Source organism: Hamadaea tsunoensis DSM 44101, from assembly GCF_000428945.1.
Classification (GTDB): Bacteria; Actinomycetota; Actinomycetes; order Mycobacteriales; family Micromonosporaceae; genus Hamadaea; species Hamadaea tsunoensis.
Genome location: NZ_AUAX01000028.1, coordinates 59,532 through 79,742 on the forward strand (window position 1 = coordinate 59,532; position 20,211 = coordinate 79,742).

General features: G+C 69.9%; 22 protein-coding genes. 8 read left to right on the forward strand and 14 right to left on the reverse strand.

What is annotated here, in order from left to right:
- Nucleotides 1–2: 2 nt before the first annotated feature.
- On the reverse strand, nt 3–311 hold the full coding sequence (locus tag G401_RS0131960) for a hypothetical protein (RefSeq protein WP_027345690.1): 309 nt from the start codon (nt 309–311) through the stop codon (nt 3–5).
- 193 nt (nt 312–504) lie between these two features.
- On the opposite strand from G401_RS0131960, the gene G401_RS0131965 reads away from it, so the two are divergent.
- Complete coding sequence (locus G401_RS0131965; protein WP_027345691.1) at nt 505–861, forward strand: hypothetical protein; 357 nt, start codon at nt 505–507, stop codon at nt 859–861.
- Here G401_RS0131965 and G401_RS0131970 read toward each other — a convergent pair.
- Nucleotides 840–1,637: a hypothetical protein gene (locus tag G401_RS0131970; RefSeq protein ID WP_027345692.1), complete on the reverse strand. Its 798-nt coding sequence runs from the start codon at nt 1,635–1,637 to the stop codon at nt 840–842. The genes G401_RS0131965 and G401_RS0131970 overlap by 22 nt on opposite strands.
- Before the next feature lie 281 nt (nt 1,638–1,918).
- Between G401_RS0131970 and G401_RS49845 the strand changes: the two genes are divergently transcribed.
- The 3 genes from G401_RS49845 (at nt 1,919) to G401_RS0131985 (ending at nt 3,835) form a co-directional block, all read left to right on the forward strand.
- The gene (locus G401_RS49845; protein ID WP_245601905.1) at nt 1,919–2,797 is read left to right on the forward strand and encodes a hypothetical protein; all 879 of its coding nucleotides are present in this window, start codon (nt 1,919–1,921) and stop codon (nt 2,795–2,797) included.
- A 90-nt stretch (nt 2,798–2,887) separates the two neighbouring features.
- The gene (locus G401_RS49850; RefSeq protein ID WP_051367444.1) at nt 2,888–3,286 is read left to right on the forward strand and encodes a hypothetical protein; all 399 of its coding nucleotides are present in this window, start codon (nt 2,888–2,890) and stop codon (nt 3,284–3,286) included.
- A gap of 57 nt (nt 3,287–3,343) precedes the next feature.
- A complete protein-coding gene (locus tag G401_RS0131985) occupies nt 3,344–3,835 on the forward strand; it encodes a hypothetical protein (RefSeq protein ID WP_027345694.1) in 492 nt (163 codons plus the stop codon).
- Nucleotides 3,836–4,083: 248 nt separating this feature from the next.
- Here the strand turns inward: G401_RS0131985 and G401_RS0131990 are convergent, their stop codons facing one another.
- From G401_RS0131990 to G401_RS0132030, 9 genes are all read right to left on the reverse strand, one after another.
- Nucleotides 4,084–4,710 carry a YdeI/OmpD-associated family protein gene (locus tag G401_RS0131990; RefSeq protein ID WP_027345695.1) on the reverse strand — a complete coding sequence of 209 codons (627 nt, stop codon included), beginning with the start codon at nt 4,708–4,710 and terminating at the stop codon, nt 4,084–4,086.
- Between the two features lie 62 nt (nt 4,711–4,772).
- Nucleotides 4,773–5,309 carry a dihydrofolate reductase family protein gene (locus G401_RS0131995; RefSeq protein ID WP_027345696.1) on the reverse strand — a complete coding sequence of 179 codons (537 nt, stop codon included), beginning with the start codon at nt 5,307–5,309 and terminating at the stop codon, nt 4,773–4,775.
- A gap of 49 nt (nt 5,310–5,358) precedes the next feature.
- Nucleotides 5,359–6,093: an SRPBCC family protein gene (locus G401_RS0132000; protein ID WP_027345697.1), complete on the reverse strand. Its 735-nt coding sequence runs from the start codon at nt 6,091–6,093 to the stop codon at nt 5,359–5,361.
- Between the two features lies 1 nt (nt 6,094).
- On the reverse strand, nt 6,095–6,742 hold the full coding sequence (locus G401_RS49855; RefSeq protein ID WP_051367445.1) for an ArsR/SmtB family transcription factor: 648 nt from the start codon (nt 6,740–6,742) through the stop codon (nt 6,095–6,097).
- A gap of 178 nt (nt 6,743–6,920) precedes the next feature.
- On the reverse strand, nt 6,921–9,380 hold the full coding sequence (locus G401_RS53620) for a putative bifunctional diguanylate cyclase/phosphodiesterase (protein ID WP_051367446.1): 2,460 nt from the start codon (nt 9,378–9,380) through the stop codon (nt 6,921–6,923).
- Nucleotides 9,377–10,549: an FIST signal transduction protein gene (locus G401_RS0132015; RefSeq protein WP_027345698.1), complete on the reverse strand. Its 1,173-nt coding sequence runs from the start codon at nt 10,547–10,549 to the stop codon at nt 9,377–9,379. The genes G401_RS53620 and G401_RS0132015 overlap by 4 nt, the downstream gene beginning before the upstream one ends.
- 84 nt (nt 10,550–10,633) lie before the next feature.
- Entirely contained in the window at nt 10,634–11,218 is a 585-nt protein-coding gene (locus G401_RS0132020; RefSeq protein WP_034593778.1) for a DUF6529 family protein, read from the reverse strand.
- Nucleotides 11,215–11,352 carry a hypothetical protein gene (locus G401_RS56305; RefSeq protein ID WP_157546638.1) on the reverse strand — a complete coding sequence of 46 codons (138 nt, stop codon included), beginning with the start codon at nt 11,350–11,352 and terminating at the stop codon, nt 11,215–11,217. The genes G401_RS0132020 and G401_RS56305 overlap by 4 nt, the downstream gene beginning before the upstream one ends.
- A gap of 175 nt (nt 11,353–11,527) precedes the next feature.
- Nucleotides 11,528–12,136 (reverse strand): NADPH-dependent F420 reductase, encoded by a 609-nt coding sequence (locus G401_RS0132030; protein WP_027345700.1) that lies wholly within the window; start codon nt 12,134–12,136, stop codon nt 11,528–11,530.
- 111 nt (nt 12,137–12,247) lie between these two features.
- Here G401_RS0132030 and G401_RS0132035 point away from each other — a divergent pair, with 111 nt between their 5' ends.
- A complete protein-coding gene (locus G401_RS0132035) occupies nt 12,248–12,655 on the forward strand; it encodes a winged helix-turn-helix transcriptional regulator (protein WP_084557848.1) in 408 nt (135 codons plus the stop codon).
- A gap of 3 nt (nt 12,656–12,658) precedes the next feature.
- On the opposite strand, the gene G401_RS0132040 is transcribed toward G401_RS0132035, so the two are convergent.
- Nucleotides 12,659–13,504 (reverse strand): hypothetical protein, encoded by an 846-nt coding sequence (locus G401_RS0132040; protein ID WP_027345702.1) that lies wholly within the window; start codon nt 13,502–13,504, stop codon nt 12,659–12,661.
- A gap of 188 nt (nt 13,505–13,692) precedes the next feature.
- Here G401_RS0132040 and G401_RS49865 point away from each other — a divergent pair, with 188 nt between their 5' ends.
- The 3 genes from G401_RS49865 to G401_RS0132055 all read left to right on the forward strand — a co-directional run bounded on the left by G401_RS49865 (nt 13,693) and on the right by G401_RS0132055 (nt 16,868).
- Nucleotides 13,693–14,775 carry a lysylphosphatidylglycerol synthase domain-containing protein gene (locus G401_RS49865; RefSeq protein WP_051367447.1) on the forward strand — a complete coding sequence of 361 codons (1,083 nt, stop codon included), beginning with the start codon at nt 13,693–13,695 and terminating at the stop codon, nt 14,773–14,775.
- Nucleotides 14,776–14,868: 93 nt separating this feature from the next.
- Nucleotides 14,869–15,894: a glycosyltransferase family A protein gene (locus G401_RS0132050; RefSeq protein ID WP_027345703.1), complete on the forward strand. Its 1,026-nt coding sequence runs from the start codon at nt 14,869–14,871 to the stop codon at nt 15,892–15,894.
- A 56-nt stretch (nt 15,895–15,950) separates the two neighbouring features.
- On the forward strand, nt 15,951–16,868 hold the full coding sequence (locus tag G401_RS0132055; RefSeq protein WP_027345704.1) for an oxidoreductase: 918 nt from the start codon (nt 15,951–15,953) through the stop codon (nt 16,866–16,868).
- A 45-nt stretch (nt 16,869–16,913) separates the two neighbouring features.
- On the opposite strand, the gene G401_RS49870 is transcribed toward G401_RS0132055, so the two are convergent.
- Together G401_RS49870 and G401_RS49875 are read right to left on the reverse strand one after the other, a co-directional pair.
- Nucleotides 16,914–18,800 (reverse strand): AfsR/SARP family transcriptional regulator, encoded by a 1,887-nt coding sequence (locus G401_RS49870; protein ID WP_051367448.1) that lies wholly within the window; start codon nt 18,798–18,800, stop codon nt 16,914–16,916.
- 311 nt (nt 18,801–19,111) lie between these two features.
- Nucleotides 19,112–20,164: a glycosyltransferase family 2 protein gene (locus G401_RS49875; protein ID WP_051367449.1), complete on the reverse strand. Its 1,053-nt coding sequence runs from the start codon at nt 20,162–20,164 to the stop codon at nt 19,112–19,114.
- Between the last annotated feature and the right edge of the window lie 47 nt (nt 20,165–20,211).

Sequence of the window (20,211 nt, forward strand, 5' to 3'; positions counted from 1 at the left end):
CTCTAGGCGGCACAAGGACCCGGTTTGTCGTTACGCAGCACCGTGAATGTCGCAACTGTGCTGCCGGGAAGCGTGTCGACCTTCGCTGCCAATCCGCTGCTGGTTCCTCGGCTCATCACCATCACATGCAGCGTGTACGGAACGCCGACATTGATCTTCGGGTCATCGCCGAACTGCGCGAGTGCCTGCCACGTCGTGGAGTCGTTGAACACGGCTTCGCCCTGCGGCCAATACGGCCCGTCGCCGATCATCAGGCGGATGACCTTGTCTGATGCCAATCCCGTCGCGTCGCCCCACACGTACTGCTTCACGCAGACATACTGACGTTCCTCAAGATTGACACCGACCTGCGCGGACGTCGTCCTGGCCGAAGGTGAAGGCCGCGCGGACTTTGATCCGGTGGGGCTCGCCGGTCGGAACGAGCGGCCTGAGGCTGTTCGACTGATGGTCGGCGAGACCTGAAGAGCGGTATCCATGAGGATGTCTCAGCGAGGGAGGCCTTCCGTGGACCCACTGCATGCGTTGACTATGCGCTACCACGCCGAACTCGTCGAAGGGGTCAAGGCCCTCACGAAGGACATCGGCTACCGTGCACCGCTTTTCACCCGAATGCTCGGACAGTACGGCGGAGTGGAGACCACACGGCGCCTGCTACGCGGCGCGAAGACGCACGAAGGCTTCCTGATCCTGTTCGTACACCAGCGCCTCGACCGAAGCGTCGAGGCCTGGATGCTCCGCCCCGAGTTCACACCGCTGTTCGACGACGAGGAACGAAGGATCTCGCGCGAGAGGCTCGAAGCGCACGGCTTCGACGTCGATCGCTATCTCCGCGAAGTTGATCAAACAGCGTACTTGCCGTAGCCGTGGCGCATGCGGAACTTCATCGGCTCTGTGCCCGTCGCGACGACGTGCGCGATGAGCTCCATCCGCAGTGACTCCGGAATCGCCGAACGCGGCGGCCGCGTCCACTCCAGCGACGTGAACAGGTCGGCGGCGCCGTCGAGCTGGGAGGGAGTCAGCGGGCCGCCGGTCACGACCGCCAGGAGAGCCTCGTCCGATTCCGCCAAGAGCATGCGCCGCGGGATCAACTCGTGCCAGGGTGTGCCGTCGGTCGACCGGGCGGCAAGGCTGGCCCAGGCAAGGAGCATCGCGATGCGCTCAGCCCGGTCAGGATGATGTTCCCGGAGAAGCGTGATGAGCTTGTCCTCCGCACCGGGTTCACGGCGCGACGCCGCTTCGACCGCCCACATCAGCACCTTCGGCCCGGCCGCGACCCAGCGGACGCGGCGCTCCTCGTCCCTGGCGCGCTCCGCCGCGATCGCCTGCCTTGCGCGCACGGAGCCGGAAAGGCCACGCTCGGCCAGCCAGCCGATGAGCGCCGACGCGTCGAGCAAGGGCGCATCGAACCCGCCGTCACGGATCCACTCCTGGTGGTGCAGGGTCCAGCGGCGTATCTCCTTTCCCTGCGCGTTGATCGCCAGGAACGTCGGCGAGCCGAGGCAACGGCACAGGTGGCGGGCGCCACCGTCGACTACGTCCAGGAGCGCGGCCAGCTCGTGGATCTCCGTACCGGTCAGGATGGTTCGCGCCGCGCCGGGACGGTCGAGCTCGTCCGGCGGCGACTCGATGATCACCACCGTGGTGGCGCGGCGGAGTATGCCCCGGATTCTCACTGTCGTCGGCTGGGCGTGTGTCACGGACTGGAGGCTACCTCGGCGTGGGTGACAGGCTTGTTGTCGGCGTACGCGGGAAGATGCTCAAGTACGTACGCGTGAACGTGCTCAGCGCTCGTTGCGGAAGGGTTGCCGGCTTAGCGCCCGGGAATCGGGACGGCAAGCAGTGATGTAGCTCCTCGTGAGGAGCGAGCACCCGATGACAGATCTGATACCTGGGAACAGAGTCATGCATCATGGGGGCCATGCGTAGCGAGAAACTCACCTTCTACATCGAGTCAGTCTCGGCAGTATCTGAAGGCTGGCGGTTGGAGGGCGAGCCTGGATATCACCCGAGGCATTGGGCTCGTCCTGGTGAACGCTTTGTCCATGCTTGCCATGAGAACGGGCGAGGCGAGCGGGCTGTAGACCTAGTAGTGCTGGAGCTGTCGAGTTCCCACACCGTCGTCACCGGTTCAGGTGGCGACCAGCTCTGCCCGAACGACATCGTCTCCGGCGAGCGCATGGTCATGGACACCAGTTCGGTTGCCGACCGGCTTTCGTCTCCTGATGACGCTGCAGCACACCTTGCTCGGTTACTGGCCTTACCGGAACTCGGCATCGGGAGCGGGTCGGACTGGTCGCCGGTTGAGGCTGAGCTGGGTTTTGCTCTCCCTGGCGACTACAAGCTTTTCATCGATGCCTACGGTGCCGGTATGGTCGACGACCATCTCATGGTTTGCGGTCCTGGTGGCATTGCGGACTGGGCGGATCTTTTGCGACACAATGCCTACGCCCGCGAGTGCGTCCGTTCAGAATTCGCCGGTCCTGACGGCGACTCGGGAGTTTGGAGCTTGGGCGACGCGTCCCGCTGGGCACCGGATCGCGCGGAGGTTCCGTCATGGTTCGGGCCTGGCGACGACCTGATCTCGTGGGGACACACTGGCAATGGCGACTTCCTCTTCTGGCATGTCAAGCCTGACATCACACCGAATGAATGGCCGGTGGCGTTCAAGGAACGAGGACCCTTCTGGGAGTATTACGGGGCAGGCTTCGGCGCTTCTCTTGCGGGCTTACTCACCGGCGATATCCAGTCTGAGTACCTCAGCCGATGGTTCGGCGGCCCGCACACGTACGCATTCTAGTAACTCAGACATTCCTCGCTTATCCAACAAAGTACGCTCGCCATCGCGCTCACGTCGACTTTGTTGCCGCCGGGGGCGAACCGACCATTGATGCTCAGGCAGCCCTTTCGAGTCAGCTCTTACTTCGACCGCTTCAGCGTGTTTGATAAGACCACCCTGCTGTCGGTATACCTGTTCACCCGGGTGCTGTTCGTCTACGCCGACGCCGGGTCCGCAAGGCTCCGGGTCGAGCGATGCCAGCGTATCCTGCCCACCACCCTGCACATCGTGCGCAAAGCCCGGGCCAGAAAGGATTCGCGGCAATCGCCGGCGGGTGGGCGTCGAGAGATCCCTGGCCTGTTCCACCCCTACCGCCGGCTAGCTCACGACTACAAACGTCACCCCGCCACCGCCGAAGCGATGATCCGCTGGGCCGCGATCAGCGGCATGGTCCGCCGCCTCACCCGCGGCATGCCTGCGATCCACCGGCAGGCGTACGCCATCAACTGACCCGTCCCGCACCGTTACTCGACGACCGCGGCTCCAGCCGGCTGCTAACCTCCCGAGCTGATGAGACGATTCGGTGATCGGGCCACATTCGCCGTTGAGCTCGGCGAGACCATCTCGCCAGTACTTCGCGTAATTGATCTCTGGGCAGCGGGCAAACACATGACGACCGACGACAACGTCGCCTTCATCCCCTCCTTTCTCCGCCTTATCCGGCCTACCGCTACACAGGTTCGCCAACGCGACATTCCGTCCTGCCCCTTTCCTGGACGTTCGCCAGAAGAGAACTACCGGCTCCTTCATGCCGACGAGACAGAGTTCCGGGAACGATTCTGGTTCATGCACTGGGGCGAGACCGTCGACAACCTGTCGTGTTATGCCTACCTCGACGAAGTCCTGGTGATCGTCTTCGCGTTCTGGCGGACAACGCATCCCGACCTGGACGATCTTGGCAAGATTTTCGTCACCAAGATCGAACCGGAAGAGTTCGCAGTGATCCTGCAGGGCGCGGCCGACGCGATCGAGGCCGACTCAATCCGAGAAACAACCTGACGCTCGACTTCTCAAACGCTTAGAGGCGACTGCTCGGCCACGAGCTTCGGGGCCATGCGGGTGGCAGCTTCAGCCGTTCGGCCTGCGGAGCGTACGGTAGTCGCGCCCTGATCCCGGCTTCCGGGTTGAGGATGGCCGTCGGCGAGGGGGCGCACCGCGGCGCTGCAGCACGGCCTGATCTCCGTAAGCTTGTATCGGCGCAGCTAGTAGGGGGTTCGGGCGCGCTCATCGCTTCGATCCCCGCTGCTTCACTTCTGGTACTTCCAGAACCGCCCCTTGCCTTCGGCGATCCACTCCAGCGCTTCCGCCATTCGCTTCTGCCGCGTCGCGTCGGTCTTCGCGCTCTCGAGCCACTCGACATAGCCCGTACGGAACGACGGTGCCGCCTTCTCGAAGACCTGCCTGGCGGCTTCGTTGGCCGACAGTGCTTCGAGGAGGTAGTCCGGGGTCGGCGGCTCCGGCTTGCTGCCCGGTGCGGCCTTGGCCGTCTTGTCGAGCTTGACCCCCCGGTCGTTCAGGTCCATCGCTTCCTTGATGAAACCGGCCAGTTCCTCGTCGGAGGGCAGGTCGGCCAGGCTCTTGAGCCTGCCCATGAAGCGCTGGTCCGGCTTCACCTTCTTGCCCCCAGCGAATCGGGGGTCGGTCATGAACTCCGACTTGATGAAGGTCAGGGAGCAATGGTCACGGGCCGAGGAGATGACGCACAGGAGGTCGCCTGCGTACTCGAAATGCGGCAGCCCCCACTTGATCGACTCGACCACATCAGGGCAGTTCCCGTGCACCACTTCTCTGATATGCCCGAGAATCGGCTTGGCGAACTCCGCGGAACCCTCGATGTACCTGGTGACATTTTCATTGGCATTCTTGACTGACATTTCCGTACTTTCTTTCAGGGTTTAGTCTCATCGAGCGGCGTGGACAGAACGGGCATCCGTGCTCAGCTGACGGGGCCGTAGACCAGGTGCATGACACCCGTGCTGAAGGTGGTCGCCTCGATCAGGCGGAGCGGGATCTTCTCGCCGGGCGTGAACAGGATCTTGCCTGCGCCCACCGCCACCGGGTGGACGAGGAGGTGCAGCTCGTCGATCAGCTGCTGCTCCAGCAGCCAGCGGACGAGGGTCGGGCTGCCGGTCACGCCGAGTTGCTTGTCCTGCTTCAACTTCAGCAGTTCCGCCTTGACGTCGCCGCCGATGACCGTGGAGTTCTCCCATTCGGCCTTGTCCAGCGTCGTGGAGACGACGTACTTCTGGGCGCCGTTCATCTGGGCGGTGAACGGGTCGGCCGGGTCGGCGGCGGGCCAGAAGGCGGCGAACTCGTCGTAGGTATGCCGGCCGAGCAGCATCGCGTCGTTGCCGGCCATCATCGCGCCGACGGCGGCGCCCATCTCGTCGTCGAAGTACTCGAAGTGCCAGGTCTCAGGCGCCTCCACCACGCCGTCCAGCGCGATGAACAGTCCTGCGTTGATCGATCCCATGATGGTTTCTCCTAGTGTTCTGTCGAACGATGTTTCAGTCGGAAGGTGTTCAGATTCCGGCGAGCCAGGACGTCCACGCCTGGTGGACTTTGTGCTCGTCGATGTCGGTGAAGGCGTGTACGCCGAGCACGAAGCTGCCGACGAAGCCTTGGATGAAGCGGTAGAGGCCGTCGGCGGTGCGGATGCCCAGGGCCTGCGCGTTGACGAAGTCGACCTGCCCGTCCAGGGCGGCGACGCCCGGCACGGTCAGCCGCACCGGATCACCGACCGCCGGCCGGTCGCTGAGGCCGAGCCTGGTACGCAGCGCGTCCCACGCGGGCGGCCAGTCCGTGACCGGCGGGCCCATGACGTCCACCGAGGTGGCGAACCGGCCGGCGAAGTGGTCCAGGTACGCGACCAGCGTCCGGAAGTACATCTCGCCACCGAAGGTCATCGCCTCGAACTCCTCGTCCCAGTCGTCGCCGGGAAGGAATCCGCTCGCCACCATCCGCAGCACCGTGCTGCTCCGATCCCGGCCCTCGATCAGATATTCGAAGGCGACGAATCGTTCGCCGGGCCCGTCGCCGCGGTAGGCGAAGTGGTTCGGCGGGTCCCATGCGGTGACCGCACTGGTCATCGCGTAGCCGCCGACCTCGGTCGTCACCGAGCCCTCCGGACCCGGGTCCACCTGGCTGCGGCCCATGAACCAGGAGTCGATGCCCGGACCGGTGGCGATGGCGTCCCAGACCTCCTCGACCGAGGCGGCGACGACGACCTCTTCAGGCTTCTCCCAAGCACGGCCCATGTCAGGACTCCTCGTTCTTGTCGGCCTTGTCGGCGCTGTCCGCAGCGGCCTCGGCACTGTCCGCCGGCCGGCTGTCCAGCGCGGGATGGACGGCAACCACGACCCGGTACTTCCGCCCGTCCAGGGCTTCCTCGACGTGGTACTTGCCGACCAGCCCGGTCACGGCGGCCGTGAGCTCCTCGGCGAAGGCGGCCCTGGCCGCGACGGACGCGAACCGCACCTCGCCGTCGAGCGCGAACGTGGCCACCGGCTTGCCGGCCCGTGCGGCCCCGGCGATCAGCGAGCCCATGTCGCTGACCAGCCGGGACGCGAGGGCGAGCAGCCATCGCGCGGAGAGCCGGTCGGGCGAGTGACGCGGATCGGGCGCGACCGCGGCCAGCAGGATCGGCGAGATGACGTACGACTTGGCGGTCGCCTGCAGGACCCGCTCGATCATGCTGCCCTTGCGCCTTTCCTCGACCAACTCGATCAGGCCGTACCGCTCCAGCTCGTGCAGGTGGTAGTTGACTTTCTGCCGAGGCTGGCCGACCCGCGCCGCCAGCGAGCTGGCCGTCCCCGGCTCGGCCAGCTCCGCCAGCAGTCGGGCGCGCAGGGGAACCAGCGTGGCCTCCGCCACCGCCGCATCCTCGATTACCGCTACCTCCAGCACGCGACCAGCCTCGCACCGACAACATCATTTGTCAAGACAAGACTATTTGTCGGTGAAGCTTGGAAGCCGGGTAGACCCGGGAGTTGGGAAGACCCAGAGGCGACAAGTGCGGCCGGAGATGCCATGACCACGACGTCAGGGCGTGAGGAGCCACGAGGAGGTGTCAGGAGAGGCAGGGTCAAGAGGGCTGCGGTAGCCGTCCGTCCGACTCCGTGAGCAGCCGCGTTCCCTGCTCGACGGAGAGCGCCGGCGCGAACAGGTACCCCTGCCCGAGCCGGCAGCCCAACTCCAGCAGCGCAGCGCGCTGGTCCTCGCGCTCGACCCCTTCGGCGATCACCCGCAGGCCGAGCGCGTCGGACATCGCGATGATCGCCCGGACGATGCTGCGGTCCACGCCCTCGCGCGCCACGCCGCTGATGAAGCTCTTGTCGATTTTGAGGCGCTCGGCCGGGAACTGCTTGAGGTACGCGAGGTTCGAGTACGAGCTGCCGAAGTCGTCGAGGGCGAAGTGGAAGCCGGCCGCGCGGAGTTCGGCGGTGGCGGTCTCGACGTCGGCGCCGACGTGGCTGCGCTCGGTGACCTCCAGCCACACGTCGTCCGGGTCGACGCGTACGGAGTCGAGCAGCGCTGGCAGAAACGTGGCCACATCGGACTGTCGCAACTGGACGGGCGACAGGTTCACGCTCATGTTCAACGTACGCCAGCCCGGCAGCCGCTGCCAGGTGGTGAGCGTACGCGCGGCCTCGTGCAGGACCCAGCGGTCGATGGGCACGATCGCGCCGGTCTCCTCGGCGATGGGGATGAAGACGTCGGGCGGGATCATGCCGCGGTCCGCGTGCGACCAGCGCAGCAGCGCCTCGAACCCCGCCACCCGGCCGGTACGCAGATCCACGATCGGCTGGTACCGCACCTCGAACTCGTTGCCGTCCAAGGCTCGCAGCAATGCCGAGCGCAGTCCGAGCCGGTCGAGCGACCGGTGGGAGGCGGCGTCGTCGAACACTTCGACCACACCCGGACCGCGGGCCTTGGCGACGTACATGGCCGCGTCGGCGTCGCGCAGCATCGCGCTGGCCTTGGCCTGCCCGCGTACGCCGAGCACGCCGCCGATGCTGGCGGAGACGGTGACCTCCTCGCCGTCGAGGGCGAACGGTTCGGTGAGGGCGGCGACGAGCCGGCGGCCGACGTCGGTCACGTCGGTCAGGCTGTCGATGTCGCTGAGGACCGCCACGAACTCGTCGCCGCCGAAGCGGGCCAGCAGGTCCGTGGAGCGCAGGCCCTGCTGCAACCGCAGGGCGACCTGCTGCAGCAGCGCGTCGCCGGCCTCGTGGCCGAGCCGGTCGTTGACCGCCTTGAACCCGTCGAGGTCGCAGAAGAGCAGGCCGACGAAGGGCGGCGCGCCCGGGCTGACGAGGTTGGCGGCCAGCACCTCGTCGAGCCGGTCGCGGGCGAGTTCCCGGTTGGCCAGGCCGGTCAGCGAGTCGCGGGTGGCCTGGCGGCGCAGCTCCTCGTAGAGGCCGGAGTTCTCCAGGGCGGTCGCGAAGTACCGGGAGAAGATCGTGGCGATCTCCACGACCTCGCCGGCGAACGGGCGCGGCCGGTCGCGGGAGGCGTACAGGAGGATGAAAGGTCTGCCGTCGTGCAGGACCGGGATGCACAGCGCGGTCCTCGGCGCCGTCCCGTGCCACGGTTGCGCGGTGGCGGTCCATGCCTGCCCGCGCAGCGCGGCCGGCCACGCCTCCAGTTCCGTCACCGGCCGGGCGATCATCGAGCCCGCGTGGGCGGGGGCGGTCCCGTCATGCGCCCGCTGGTACGCCGTCCCGTCGGTGATCGCGACGATCCACGCGTCGTCGGACATGGTCAGCTGCCGCATGACCTTCACCGCCACGGCCATCAGCTCGTCCGCTTCCAGGTTCGGCGCGAGCAGGGCGCCCGCCTTCGCCAGGTACTCGATCGCGACCGCCCGTTCACGGTCCTCGGCGGCGATGCGCAGGCGTACCGCGACGGAGGCGAGCACGTGCAGATCGGTACCGCTGAACGGCTCGGCGGTGCTGCGGTACAGGACCAGCAGCTCGGCGTCGGACATGGGCACGAACGCGGCGGTCACCAGTCCCAGCCCGGCCAGGGTGGGCGGCACGTCGGCGCCGTCCGGCCCGACCGGCGCGGTCACCGGCCGGCCGGTCTCCATGGCCTTCGCGGCGAGCTCGCCGAGCGCCCAGCTGTCGGCGTACGAGGGGTCGCCCTCGGGCAGGCCGACGGCGAAGGTGACGAGGAAACCCTCCTTGAGGGCGCTCATCACGGCGACCACGTCGGCGTTGAACACCTCGGACAGTACGGTGAGGGCCCGGCGCAGCAGCTCGTCCGGCGAGGACGGATCCGACAGCACGGTCAGCAGCCGGATCAGCCGCGCCGCGTCCCGGTAGGCGTTGCGCGCGGCCGCGGTCGCCTCGTCCAGCTGCGCGGTGAGCTGCTCGACGTCATCCGGCCCGAACCCTCCCTCGGAGCCGAAGTCGCGGCCGGACCCGAAACCGCCGCCGGCCCCGAAGCCGTCCGACCCGTAGCCCCCGTCCGGGGTGTCACGACCGTCGGACCCGAAGCCCCGGTCGCCGGCGCCCCAGCCGAACCTGTCGTCGGAGGTCATAGCGCGACCGCGGCCACGGTGGCGTTGTGGTAGCCCGCGACGCTGCTCGTCCGGGCGAACTCGCCGTACGTGTAGACGCCGAACACGGGCACGGCGCCGGCGGCCGCCTGCAGCAGGTCCGCCTCCTCGGCGCCCTGGTCGCCGAGGATGTCCAGGCGCGCGATGCAGCTGAACACCAGCAGCAGCGACGCGTCCCGGCCGCGCAGCGCGTCCTCCGCCACCCGCCGGCTCATCACCAGCAGGTCCTCCCGGTTGCAGCCCATGATCTGGATCGCCGAGTACGCCGGCAGCGGCGAGAACGTGTGGATCAGCTCGTCGGTCATGAACACGCCGCGGATCAGATGCGTACCGTCGGGTTCGATGAGGCCGAAGGCGTGCGTCGAGTAGTAGCCGCCGGGACGGATCCGGTCGAGGTCGTTGGTGTTGCCGCGCCGGATGTTCTCCTCGAACACCGCCCGCGCCGGCCGCCCGCCGATCTCGTCGACGACCAGCCCGTCGGTCTTCGTCACCAGCAGCGGCAACCCGATCGGGTGCCAGCCGTGCCCCACCGTCACCGGCAGCGGGTGGTCGGCCCCGATCCACACCCCGACGGCCGCGTCGGTCAGTACCCGATCGTCATGGAAGACGTAGGTGCGCTCCAGGGCCCGGTCGTCGCCGGCGGCCCCGCCGATCACCGGCACCGCCGCGCCGGTCACCTGGTGCAGGCCCGTGATCAGGTCCTGCTGCGCGTCGGCCAGGCCGTCCACGAAGACCATCATCGTCGCGTACGCCGTGTGCCGCGGGACCGCGCCGCGGGCGGTCCGGGCCAGGTGGCGGCCGGCGTCGATGCCGTCGGCGGCCAGGTTCTCGGCGACCGCGATGCCGAACGCGTACGGGCCGGCGGTCATGGCCAGCACGGCGACTCCGGTACCCGGTGGGGTCAGGTCGCCGCCGGCCATGTGCCCGGCGCTGGACTCGCCGACGAGCGGCGTGTCCCCGGTGACCGCCCGGATCGCGGAGATGAGTACGGGCAGGTCGTAGCGGACCGTCGCGTACACGATGATCATGGCTGGCGGCTCGCCGCCGAGGCCGTCGAGGGCCTCGCGGGTGGCCGCGGTGCCCGCCTCGACCGGATCCGGCGCGTGGCTGGACCCGCTCGAGGCCCGCACTCGCACGGACGTCGAGGTCACGCAACCGAGTATATGGGGTAATCCGGATTTGACGGGAATTGCTGATCAATCGTCCGGTTTGTTGGTCTTTAGGCTTGTTGGTCTTCAGACGGTGGTGAAGTACCACAGGGCAGAGGTGAGCACGACGCCCGCCAGGATCGCGAAGACCGTCCCGCCGAGCACTGGCAGCACCCAGCCGGCCAGCCCCGGTTTCGTCAGCGCCAGCATCTTGATCACGAATACGCCGAAGAACAGGCACCCCAACAGCGAGTGCAGCAGCACCCGCGTGCTGTACGACTGGAAGCCGATCCCGTACAGGCAGAAGACGCCGACCGGCACCGCGATCCAGAAGGCGAGCCGCCCCGACCACCGGTGCAGGGTGCCGATCCACGACGGCGAGCCCAGGAACCGGATCCGGCCGTAGAGGATCAGCGCCGAGACCAGCTGCACGAGCAGGAACACGAAGACGATCACGGCCAGCCAGCTCTTGGCCCGGATCAGGTCCTCGAAGCCGCTGACCCGGAACACGATGCTCTTGCCCTTGTGCGTGGCCCCGTAGACGCCCAGCGCCACGGCGACGAGCGCTCCGATGAGGATCGGCCACAGCATCCGCGACGACCGCGCCGGCGCCTGCGGCGTACTCATCGGACCGCCGCTCATCGGATCACCGCTCATAGGAGAACCGCTCATCGGATCACCCCAGCGACCGGTCGCAGTCCATACTCGCCGTGGGCGTCGTTGTGCGCACGCACGCTCAGGATCGCCACGACCACGGCGATCAGGATGCCCACGATCAGGGTCACGATCGGTGTGGGGATCTTCATCCGGCCGACCTCGCCTCCGCGTACGGACACCCGGGATGGGCGCCCGTCGATTGTCCCATCAGTATCCAACCAGCTCCGCGACCGCACCGCGCCCATTCGGTCCGCAATCCGCCAGGCGTGTCGGGCCGCCGCGGGACGCCCGGTCCGGCCGGGCCGGGCGTCCCGGGCGAAGCCGTCAACCCACCGACGGGAGGGCGTGGATCGGGTTGAGGCCGTTGCGGACCAGGCTCACCGCGAACCCCGCCACCTCCTCCAGCTGGCGCCCCTTCGCCAGGCCGCCGACCACCGCCGGGGTGCCGCCGAGGTCGGTCACGAGCCGGCCGGCGATCTCCAGCGCTTCCGCGTCGTCGCCGCACATCGCCACGATCTTCGGTGCCGCGCCCGCGGCCTGCGGTGCCGGCCAGCTCGTTCCCGCGTACAGGTGCAGTGCCTTGACGACGCGCGCGGACGGCTGCAGGGCGGCGACCTGTTCCACGGCGGACCCGGTGGACGGCAGGAGGGTGCCGGTGGCCCAGTCGACGGGGTTGGTGGCGTCGATGATCACGCCGGTGAGCGACCCGGCGGAGGCGACGGCCTCGGCGAGGCCGTCCCAGGGGATGGCGACCAGGACGACTTCGTTCGCGTCGAGGTCGGCCGGGGCGGCGGCGCGTACGCCGAGCCGCGCGGCCAGGGCGGCGGTCTTCTCCGCGGACCGGCCCGCGACCGTGACGTCGTGCCCCGTACGCGACCACGCCTCGGCCAGCGCCGCGGCCAGGTTGCCGGTGCCCAGGATGCCGATTTTCATGGATGTTCTCCTTGTGCCGGAACGGAATGGATGCCGCTGGGAAACGGCGCTTCCGACGTTAGGAGGGGGGTTCCGGCCGATCGGCCGGAAAGCGCGTGGCACTCTCGGAGCATGACTTCTCTGGACGCAGGTCCTCTGGGTGCGAATCCTCTGGGTGCGGGTCCCCTGGGTGCGGCGGCCGCGGACTGCTACGGATTCGTCGCGGACTGCCGGGTGCGGCAGGTCACCGAGCTGCTCGCGCACAGCTGGGACCCGGTGGTCCTGGTCGCCCTGCGGCCGGGCGCGCTGCGGCGGCGCGACCTGATCACGGCGATCGGCGGGGTCAGCGACAAGGCGCTGGCCGAGTCGCTCACCCGGCTGACCGGCAGCGGCCTCGTGACCCGGACCGCGGAGTCGGCCCCGCGCAACGTCGCGTACGCGCTGACGGAGCTGGGCGACTCCCTCGTGCACGGGCCGATCGCGGCGATCGGCCAGTGGGCGGTGGAACACGGCAACCGGCTGACGGTCGCCGCGGACTGACCTTCACCTCGGGCTGATCGTGCTCTCGACCGTGTCGATGAGCCGGCCGGCCTCGGCGACCGTCGTGGCGGGCAGCCGCCGCCCCATCCGGCCCAGGGCCGCCCGCATCGTCGCGGTGCGGGTGCCCCCGTCGGGCGTACCGGGGCGGGTGATCGCGAGCAGGTCGCGGGCGGGCAACTGCGCGACGGCCACCCCGACGAGGGCAACGAGGCTGCTCAGGGCCTGCACCGAATCGGCGTACCGGGCCTGGAAGTAGCCCGCCGCGTTGCCGTGCAGCACCGACGCGAACGAGGCGATGAACCGCGGCAGGTCCTCGTCGTCGGTCGCCTGCTGGCCCGCCGCGTCGAGCACCATGGTCAGCATGTCGCCGTCGAGCAGCCGGATCGAGGTCGCGGTCAGGTCCTGCGCGATCAGGCGCAGCAGTTCCCCGCTCTCCCCCAGCACCGCCAGCTCGCCGCTCAGCCGCCGGCTCGCCGTCGCCATCCGCGCGGTCGCCTCTTCCAGGGCCCGCGCCTGATCGGACTCGCCCCAGCCGACGACCGCCAGGGACAGGCCCATTCCCTGCGTACGCGCGAGCGCGCGGGCGTCCCGCACGGTGGCCCCGTCGGGCAGGCTCGCCCGCAGCAGGGACGCGCTCTGCCAGGAGGCGGCGATCATCGGCGAGCCGTCGAGCAGCAGCCGGATCAGGTGGTGCGCCGCGTCGACGAAGCCGCGGACGTCCTGGCGGATCTCGGCGGCCCGGGCCTCGTTCTGCTGGCGCAGGTAGAGGGCCACGCTGAGGGCGAGACCGCCGAGGGCGAGGACGGTGGCGGCGGCGGAGCTCACCGACGAGACGACGTTCCAGTCCACCTTGGATCTCCTCTGGACGGTCACGGCACGGGACCGGCCGAGCGTACGAGGAGAGGCGGGGGAAGGGGATCCGCCGCCGCGCCCGGTCAACCATGACGATCGGCTGGCGCGAAGGACCGGGACGGCACCATCGCCGGGAGATTTTCCGACAAGGCTTCGCCAAGCGGTCGCTGACTAGCGTCACCTGCGTGTCGGCGACCGAACTTCCGCGTCCGGCCCCCGCGTGGGCGGTGCCCGTACGCCGTGCTCTGACTCTGCTTCTCGCGCTGGCCACCGCCGGTGCGATCGTCTTCGTGCTGCGCGATCAGGACTGGTCGGTGCTGCGGCAGACCTTCGAGCACCGGCGGCCGGGCGTGTTCGCGCTCGGCGCCGTGCTCGCCATCCTCGCGAACGTGGGCGCCCTCGTGACGGCCATGCTCGCCTGGCAGGCCACCCTCGCCGGGGTGGGCAGCCCGATCCCGGCCGCCGCGGCGGCCCGCATCTTCTTCGTCGGGCAGTTCGCGAAATACATGCCCGGCAAGGTGTTCAGCGCGCTCGTGAGCGTCCGGATGGGACGGACGATCGGCGTACCGGCGGTGCGGATGATGTCGGCGTGGCTGCTGACGCTCGTCATCGGGGTGCTCACCGGCGCGACCGTGGGGCTGCTCGCGGCGCCCGAGATCCTCGGCGGGTCGGCGGCCTGGGTCGCGGTGGCGGCGCTGCCCGTCCTCGTCGTCCTCGTCCGGCCGGGGCTGGTCAACACCGCGGTGGTGCTGGCCGCCCGCGTACGCCGGAAGGAGCCGCCCGACGACGGCGTGCCGGACCGGATCATCCGCCGGGTGCTGGTGACCCAGCTGGCCTCGTGGTTGTTCGGCGGGCTGCAGCTGTGGTTCGTCGCGGTGGCGCTGGGGGCGCCGATGCTGCGCTCGCTGGCGTTGTGCGTGGGCGCGTTCGGCCTGAGCACGGTCGCGGGGATGTTCGCCGTGTTCGCCCCGGAGGGCCTCGGCGTACGCGAGGTGGTGCTGATGGCGGCGCTCGGCGCGGTGCTGCCACTGCCGGTCGCGGGCGTCGTGGCGCTGGCCAGCCGGCTCGCGGTGATCGTGAGCGAGCTGGCGACGGCGGCGGGCGGGCTCGCTGCGGCGGAGGTCCTCAGACGCCGCACCGCCGCAGCGGCACGACCGGATGATGAGCCGGACGGCGAGCCGGACGACCCGCACAGCACGGCACCGGCGCGACCGGACCTCGCGCCGGACGATGCGCACGGCGAGGAAGTGCCCGTACAGCAGGTCTGAGCCGTGGCCGGACGGCACCGGCCGGCCGGCGACAAGATTCCGCCAAGACCGCCCCGCGACGGCGCGGTTAGGTTCCAACCGTTAGGAGGCGCCATGCGCGAGCTGCCGCTGGTCTCGGTGATCGTTCCCAACTACAACTACGCGAGCACGCTCGGTGCGTGCATCGAGTCCGCTCAGCGCCAGACCTACCCGTCCGTCGAGGTGATCGTGGCCGACGACGCGAGCACCGACGACTCCGTCGCCGTGGCACGGGCCCGCGGGGTGACGGTGCTGGAGACCGACGTCAACGCGGGCGTCTCGACCGCGCGCAACCGCGGCGCCGCGGCCGCGGCCGGCGACATCCTGTTCTTCGTGGACTCCGACGTCGCGCTGGAACCCGACGCCATCGCCCAGGCCGTGACCATGCTGCGCGACAAGCCCGAGGTGGGCGCGGTGTGCGGCATGTACCTGGCCGAGCCGATGTTCCCGGACACCCTGGTCAAGCGGTACCGCGCGATCCAGCAGTTCGTCTGGTTCACCGAGATCGACGGACCGATCCCGGGCCTGCACTCCGCGCTGTTCGCCATCCGCCGCGCCACGTTCGAGGAGATCGGCCCGTTCAACACCAACCTGCGCTGGACCGAGGAGCAGGACTACGGCTTCCGGCTCAACGCCCGCTACCAGGTGCTCGCGGCCTCCGCGATCCGCGGCCGGCACGACCACGACGGCACGCTCCGGGTCATGATCACCAAGGTCTTCCAGCGTACGCGGCTGGGCGCGCCCAACTGGCTGCGGCTGGGCTCGATGCCGGGCGGCGCCGGGACCCCCTATCGCGCTCTGGGCAGCGGTTTCGTGCTGCTGGCCCTGCTGGGCCTGCTCGTCTCGCCGTTCCTGGGCGCGTGGGGGCTCGGCGGCTGGGGGTTCGCCGCCACCGCCCTCGCGCTGATCATCGGGATCGCCCTCGACGGCCGGACGTACGCGTACGCCTTCCGGCACCACGGCGTCCTTTTCGGACTACAGTTCACGGTGCTGCACCTGCTCGTGATGCTGACCTCCGCGGTGGCCGGCGGCCTCGGCATCCTTTCGGGCCTGCTGTTCCCGAGCAAGACCCGGCGGCTGTACGGCGTACGCAACGCCTGAGTGCGCAGCGCCTGACGCCGGACGTACCGTTCACCATCCACATCGGAGAGTAAGAGATGACGACACCGCGCTCGTTCACCGTCGACAGCACCACCGGCGACGTGCTCGCCGGCATCGATCTACAGGGTCAGGTGGCCGTCGTCACCGGCGGATACTCGGGGCTGGGGCTCGCCACCACGCGGGCCCTGGCCGCGGCCGGCGCCACCGTCGTCGTGCCCGCCCGGCGGCCCGACGCCGCCAAGGAAGCGCTGGCCGACGTGGCCGGCACCGAGGTCGACGAGCTGGAACTGAGCGACCTCGACAGCGTGAGCGCGTTCGCGGAGCGGTTCGTCGGCACCGGCCGGTCGATCGACATCCTGATCAACAATGCCGGGGTCATGGCGCTGCCGGAGACCCGGATCGGGGACGGCTGGGAGGCGCACTTCGCGATCAACCACCTCGGCCACTACGCGCTCACCAACCAGCTCTGGCCGGCGCTGGCCGCCGACGGGGGCGCCCGCGTCGTCGAGGTCTCCTCCGGCGTGAGCCCGGACAGCGCGATCAACTGGGCCGACGTGCACTTCACCGAGGGCTACAACAAGTGGGCCGCGTACGCGCAGTCGAAGTTCGCCAACGCCCTGTTCGCCGCCCAGCTGGACGTGCTCGGCCGGGACCTCGGGGTCCGGGCGTTCTCGGCGAACCCCGGCTACATCCTCACTCCCCTGCAGCGCCACCTGGACAAGCAGGAGATGATCGACGCGGGCTGGATCGACGAGGCCGGTACGCCGCTGCTGCCCGAGTTCCGGGCACCCGAGCAGGGCGCCGCCACGTTCGTCTGGGCGGCCACCGCACCGGAGCTCTCCGGTCAGGGCGGCGGCTACTGCCTGCACTGCGCGGTCGCCCGGCCGTTCGACACCCCGGCCGACCTCGAACAGGCCGCGAAGCTGTGGGCCTACTCGGCCGAGCTGACCGGCGTCGACGCGTTCGCCGCCTGACGCCGGTTCCGCCCGTTCCACTGCTCTGTCAGTTCCACTGCTCTGTCAGTTCTGCAGGGACCGCTCCCGGGCGTACAGCCGGACCAGATCGCCCATCCGGTAGGTGCCCGGGGCGGACGTCTCCAGCAGCTGCGCGTCCACGAGACGTTCCAGGGCCCGCTCCGCGTACGCCTCGGAGCGGGCCAGCACCCGCGCCGCCGACGAGCTGCTCAGCTCGTCCCCGCCGGCCGTGCTGAGCAGGATGAACGCCTCCGCGGCGGCGCGGGCCGACGGGTCGGCGCTGCCGAACAGCCGCTCGTAGGTGCCGGCGATGCTGGACCTCAGCCCGATCCCGTCGAACTCCAGGTTGTCGAGCCGGCGATGCTCGTCGGCGAGCCGGTCGCGCAGCTCCGCCAGCGGCCAGCCGGGCCGCGCCACCAGCCGGGCGGCCGCGATCCGCAATGCGAGCGGCAGCCCTTCGCACCAGCGCGCGATCGCGGCGGCCGCCTCCGGCTCGGCACCGACCCGGTCCCGCCCGGCCAGCCGGGCGAGCAGCGCGACCGCCTCGTCCACCGGCAGCGGGCCGATCGGCACCGCCCACACGTCGCCCCACCCCGCCAGCGGCTGGCGTCCCGTCACGACGAGACCGCAGCCCGTGCCGCCCGGCCGCAGCGGCCGGACCTGGACGGCGTCAGCCGCGTTGTCCAGCACCAGCAGCATCCGCCGCTCGGCCATCGCCGAGCGGAACAGCGCCGCCGCCTCGTCCACCGGGATCGAGGGCGCGGCCGCGACGCCGAGCGTACGCAGCAGGCGCGCCAGCGACTCGCCCGGGCTCAGCGGCGCCGCGCCGGTGCTGTAGCCGCTCAGATCCAGGTACAGCTGCCCGTCGGGGTAGCGGTCGGCAAGCTGATGGGCGGCGTGGATCGCCACCGTCGACTTCCCGACCCCGGCGGCGCCGTAGATCATCACGACCGGCGGCGAGCCCCCGTCCCGCGTCGGGGCCAGGGCCGCGTGGATGCGGTTCAGTTCACGCGTACGCCCGACGAAGCTGGCCACGTCCGGCGGCAGCTGCCTCGGCACCGGCGACCCGGCGACCCGGACGGCTCCGCCGCCGGACGGCGTACCGATGGGATAGGCGCGGATGGGATAGGTGTCCTCCAGTTCGCCCCGCAGCACCGCCACGTGCAGATTCCGCAGCTCCGGACCGGGCTCGACGCCGAGCTGCTCGGCGATCTGCGTACGCGCGACCGCGTACGACTGCAACGCCTCGGAGGTCCGGCCGAGCGCGCACAGCGCCCACATGCGTACGGCGACAAGGGGTTCGGCCAGCGGATGGGCCTCGACGATGCCGGCCAGCCGGTCGGCGACGGCGGCCGCGTTGCCGAGCCGCAGCTCCTCGGCCGCCCAGGCGCCGGCGAGACCGATGAGCTGAGATTCGGCGCTGCGCCGCACCTTCATCGCCCAGTAGCCGGTCAGGCTCGACAACGGCTCGCCACGCCAGAGATCCATGGCCGCCCGCAGCGCCGCGACCTGACGCGGATCCCCCGGCGCGCCCGTCCGGCTGGCCGCCAGCAGCTGGCCGACCCGGTGCAGGTCCACATCGCAGCGGTCGATCTCCAGCACGTATCCGTCGGCGTGCCGGATGAGCCGTACCGGCCCGCGGCCGCCTTCCTCCTTGCCCGCGGCGCCCCGGTGGTCGGCGGGCGCCTCCGGCGTTCCACGCTCCGCGGAGCCGAGGAACCGGCGCAGCCGGGCGACGTGCGCGTACAGGGCGCTCCGGGGCGCGTCGGGCGTCTGGACACCCCAGACGCGTTCGGTCAACACGTCGATGGAGACCGGCGTGCCGGCGTCCACGGCCAGCGCGGCGAGTACCGCGCGGCGTTGCAGCGGGCCGGCGTCGAGACTGTGTCCCCCCGCCTCGACGTCGACCGGTCCCAGCAGACGAACCTTCATGCATCCCCCTTGCATGCCGTGCCGTCCCAACGCGCGTCACGGATGATGCTCCTATATGGAACAATCCTGATGGGAGCGTTCCCACGCCCTCATACATCGCGACCCTAGTTGGCTGATCCGACGAACGGAAGCGTTTATGACGACACTGATGTAAATACGTGCTCTCGAACGGCGAATGCCGGACACGACTACGGCCTGCGGAGACGTCTCCGCAGGCCGTAGCGGTTGTCAATGTCCACGGTCGGCTATACCGGCGGTCGATGCCCGCGGCAATGCACGCCCGTGGTGGTCGCGTATGTGAGTGATGGTCGTCACTGCGCGGCGGGCGCGGTTCCCGGCGCACCCGCGTTCGCGTAGCGCCGGCGGAACCGCGGATCGACGGCGTAGCGCAACGCGCCGCTCAGGCCGCCCAGCCCGACCGCGAACCCGTAGGCGTAGCTGAGCGCCGCCGTGGCCGCGGCCGTCCGCCAGCCCGCGGTGCGGCGCACGTACGCCAGCAGCGGCAGGTTCAGCGCGACGAACCAGCCCAGCAGCCCGGCCGGCACCACCACCAGGTACGCCGACAGCAGCGGCAGCGGCACGGTGGCGAACGCCAGCCCGATCGCGAGGATCTCCGGCGGCCGGTGCAGCGCCTCCTGCTCGGGCTTGAGGTCCCGGCGGCGCAGGATCAGCGGCACGAGCGACACCGCCCGGCCGAACCGCTTGCGCAGCACGGTCGCCACGCGGTCGTCGTCATCGTGGTAGCCCACCACGTCCAGCGCCCGCGCCACGGGGAAGTTCCCGGCGATGCGCAGCCCGAACTCGTGGTCCTCGTTGGTCCACTGGCCGTGCAGGCGCTCGTCGAAGCCGCCGATCCGCTCGATCACCGAGCGGCGTACGGCGCCCACGGCGAAGTGTCCGGTGTGGACCGGCGACGGCTGGATCTGCCGGTAGTGGCCGAACAGCACCTGGACGCGTTCCACCACTCCGTCGTCGATGAGCGGCCGGTCGCCGTAGACCCCCCAGGCGGCCCCGCACTCCGGATCCTCGGTGAGGACGCGTACCGCGTTGGCGACCGCGTCCGGCGCGAGCGCCACGTCGGAGTCGAGGAAGAACACGATCTCCCCGCGGCTCGCGGCCACCCCCCGGTTGCGGGCGATGCCGGCGCCGCCATTGCGCTCCAGGCGTACGACGGTGCAGGGATAGCGGCCCGCGATGGCCGCGGTGTCGTCGGTGCCGGCGTCGTCCACGACGATGAGTTCGACGGCCGGATGGGTCTGCGCGAGCACGGACTCGACGCACAGCGCGATGGTCTTGGCGCTGTTGTGGCACGGAACGATCACCGAGACCAGCACGCCGTCCCCCTTCGCGCCGCCTGCCTTCACACCGCCTGCCTTCACGCCGTTTCCCCGCACGCCGGGTTCCGTGCTGG

Bases quoted from the DNA above. Each gene is read 5' to 3' on its own strand.
- G401_RS0132020 (WP_034593778.1), bottom strand. From the start codon at position 11,218: ATGAGCGGTTCTCCTATGAGCGGTGATCCGATGAGCGGCGGTCCGATG.
- G401_RS0132050 (WP_027345703.1), top strand. From the start codon at position 14,869: ATGCGCGAGCTGCCGCTGGTCTCGGTGATCGTTCCCAACTACAACTAC.
- G401_RS0132035 (WP_084557848.1), top strand. From the start codon at position 12,248: ATGACTTCTCTGGACGCAGGTCCTCTGGGTGCGAATCCTCTGGGTGCG.
- G401_RS0131995 (WP_027345696.1), bottom strand. From the start codon at position 5,309: ATGGGATCGATCAACGCAGGACTGTTCATCGCGCTGGACGGCGTGGTG.
- G401_RS56305 (WP_157546638.1), bottom strand. From the start codon at position 11,352: ATGAAGATCCCCACACCGATCGTGACCCTGATCGTGGGCATCCTGATC.
- G401_RS0132055 (WP_027345704.1), top strand. From the start codon at position 15,951: ATGACGACACCGCGCTCGTTCACCGTCGACAGCACCACCGGCGACGTG.
- G401_RS49845 (WP_245601905.1), top strand. From the start codon at position 1,919: ATGCGTAGCGAGAAACTCACCTTCTACATCGAGTCAGTCTCGGCAGTA.
- G401_RS49870 (WP_051367448.1), bottom strand. From the start codon at position 18,800: ATGAAGGTTCGTCTGCTGGGACCGGTCGACGTCGAGGCGGGGGGACAC.
- G401_RS0132000 (WP_027345697.1), bottom strand. From the start codon at position 6,093: ATGGGCCGTGCTTGGGAGAAGCCTGAAGAGGTCGTCGTCGCCGCCTCG.
- G401_RS0131990 (WP_027345695.1), bottom strand. From the start codon at position 4,710: ATGTCAGTCAAGAATGCCAATGAAAATGTCACCAGGTACATCGAGGGT.
- G401_RS49850 (WP_051367444.1), top strand. From the start codon at position 2,888: ATGCTCAGGCAGCCCTTTCGAGTCAGCTCTTACTTCGACCGCTTCAGC.
- G401_RS53620 (WP_051367446.1), bottom strand. From the start codon at position 9,380: ATGACCTCCGACGACAGGTTCGGCTGGGGCGCCGGCGACCGGGGCTTC.
- G401_RS0132030 (WP_027345700.1), bottom strand. From the start codon at position 12,136: ATGAAAATCGGCATCCTGGGCACCGGCAACCTGGCCGCGGCGCTGGCC.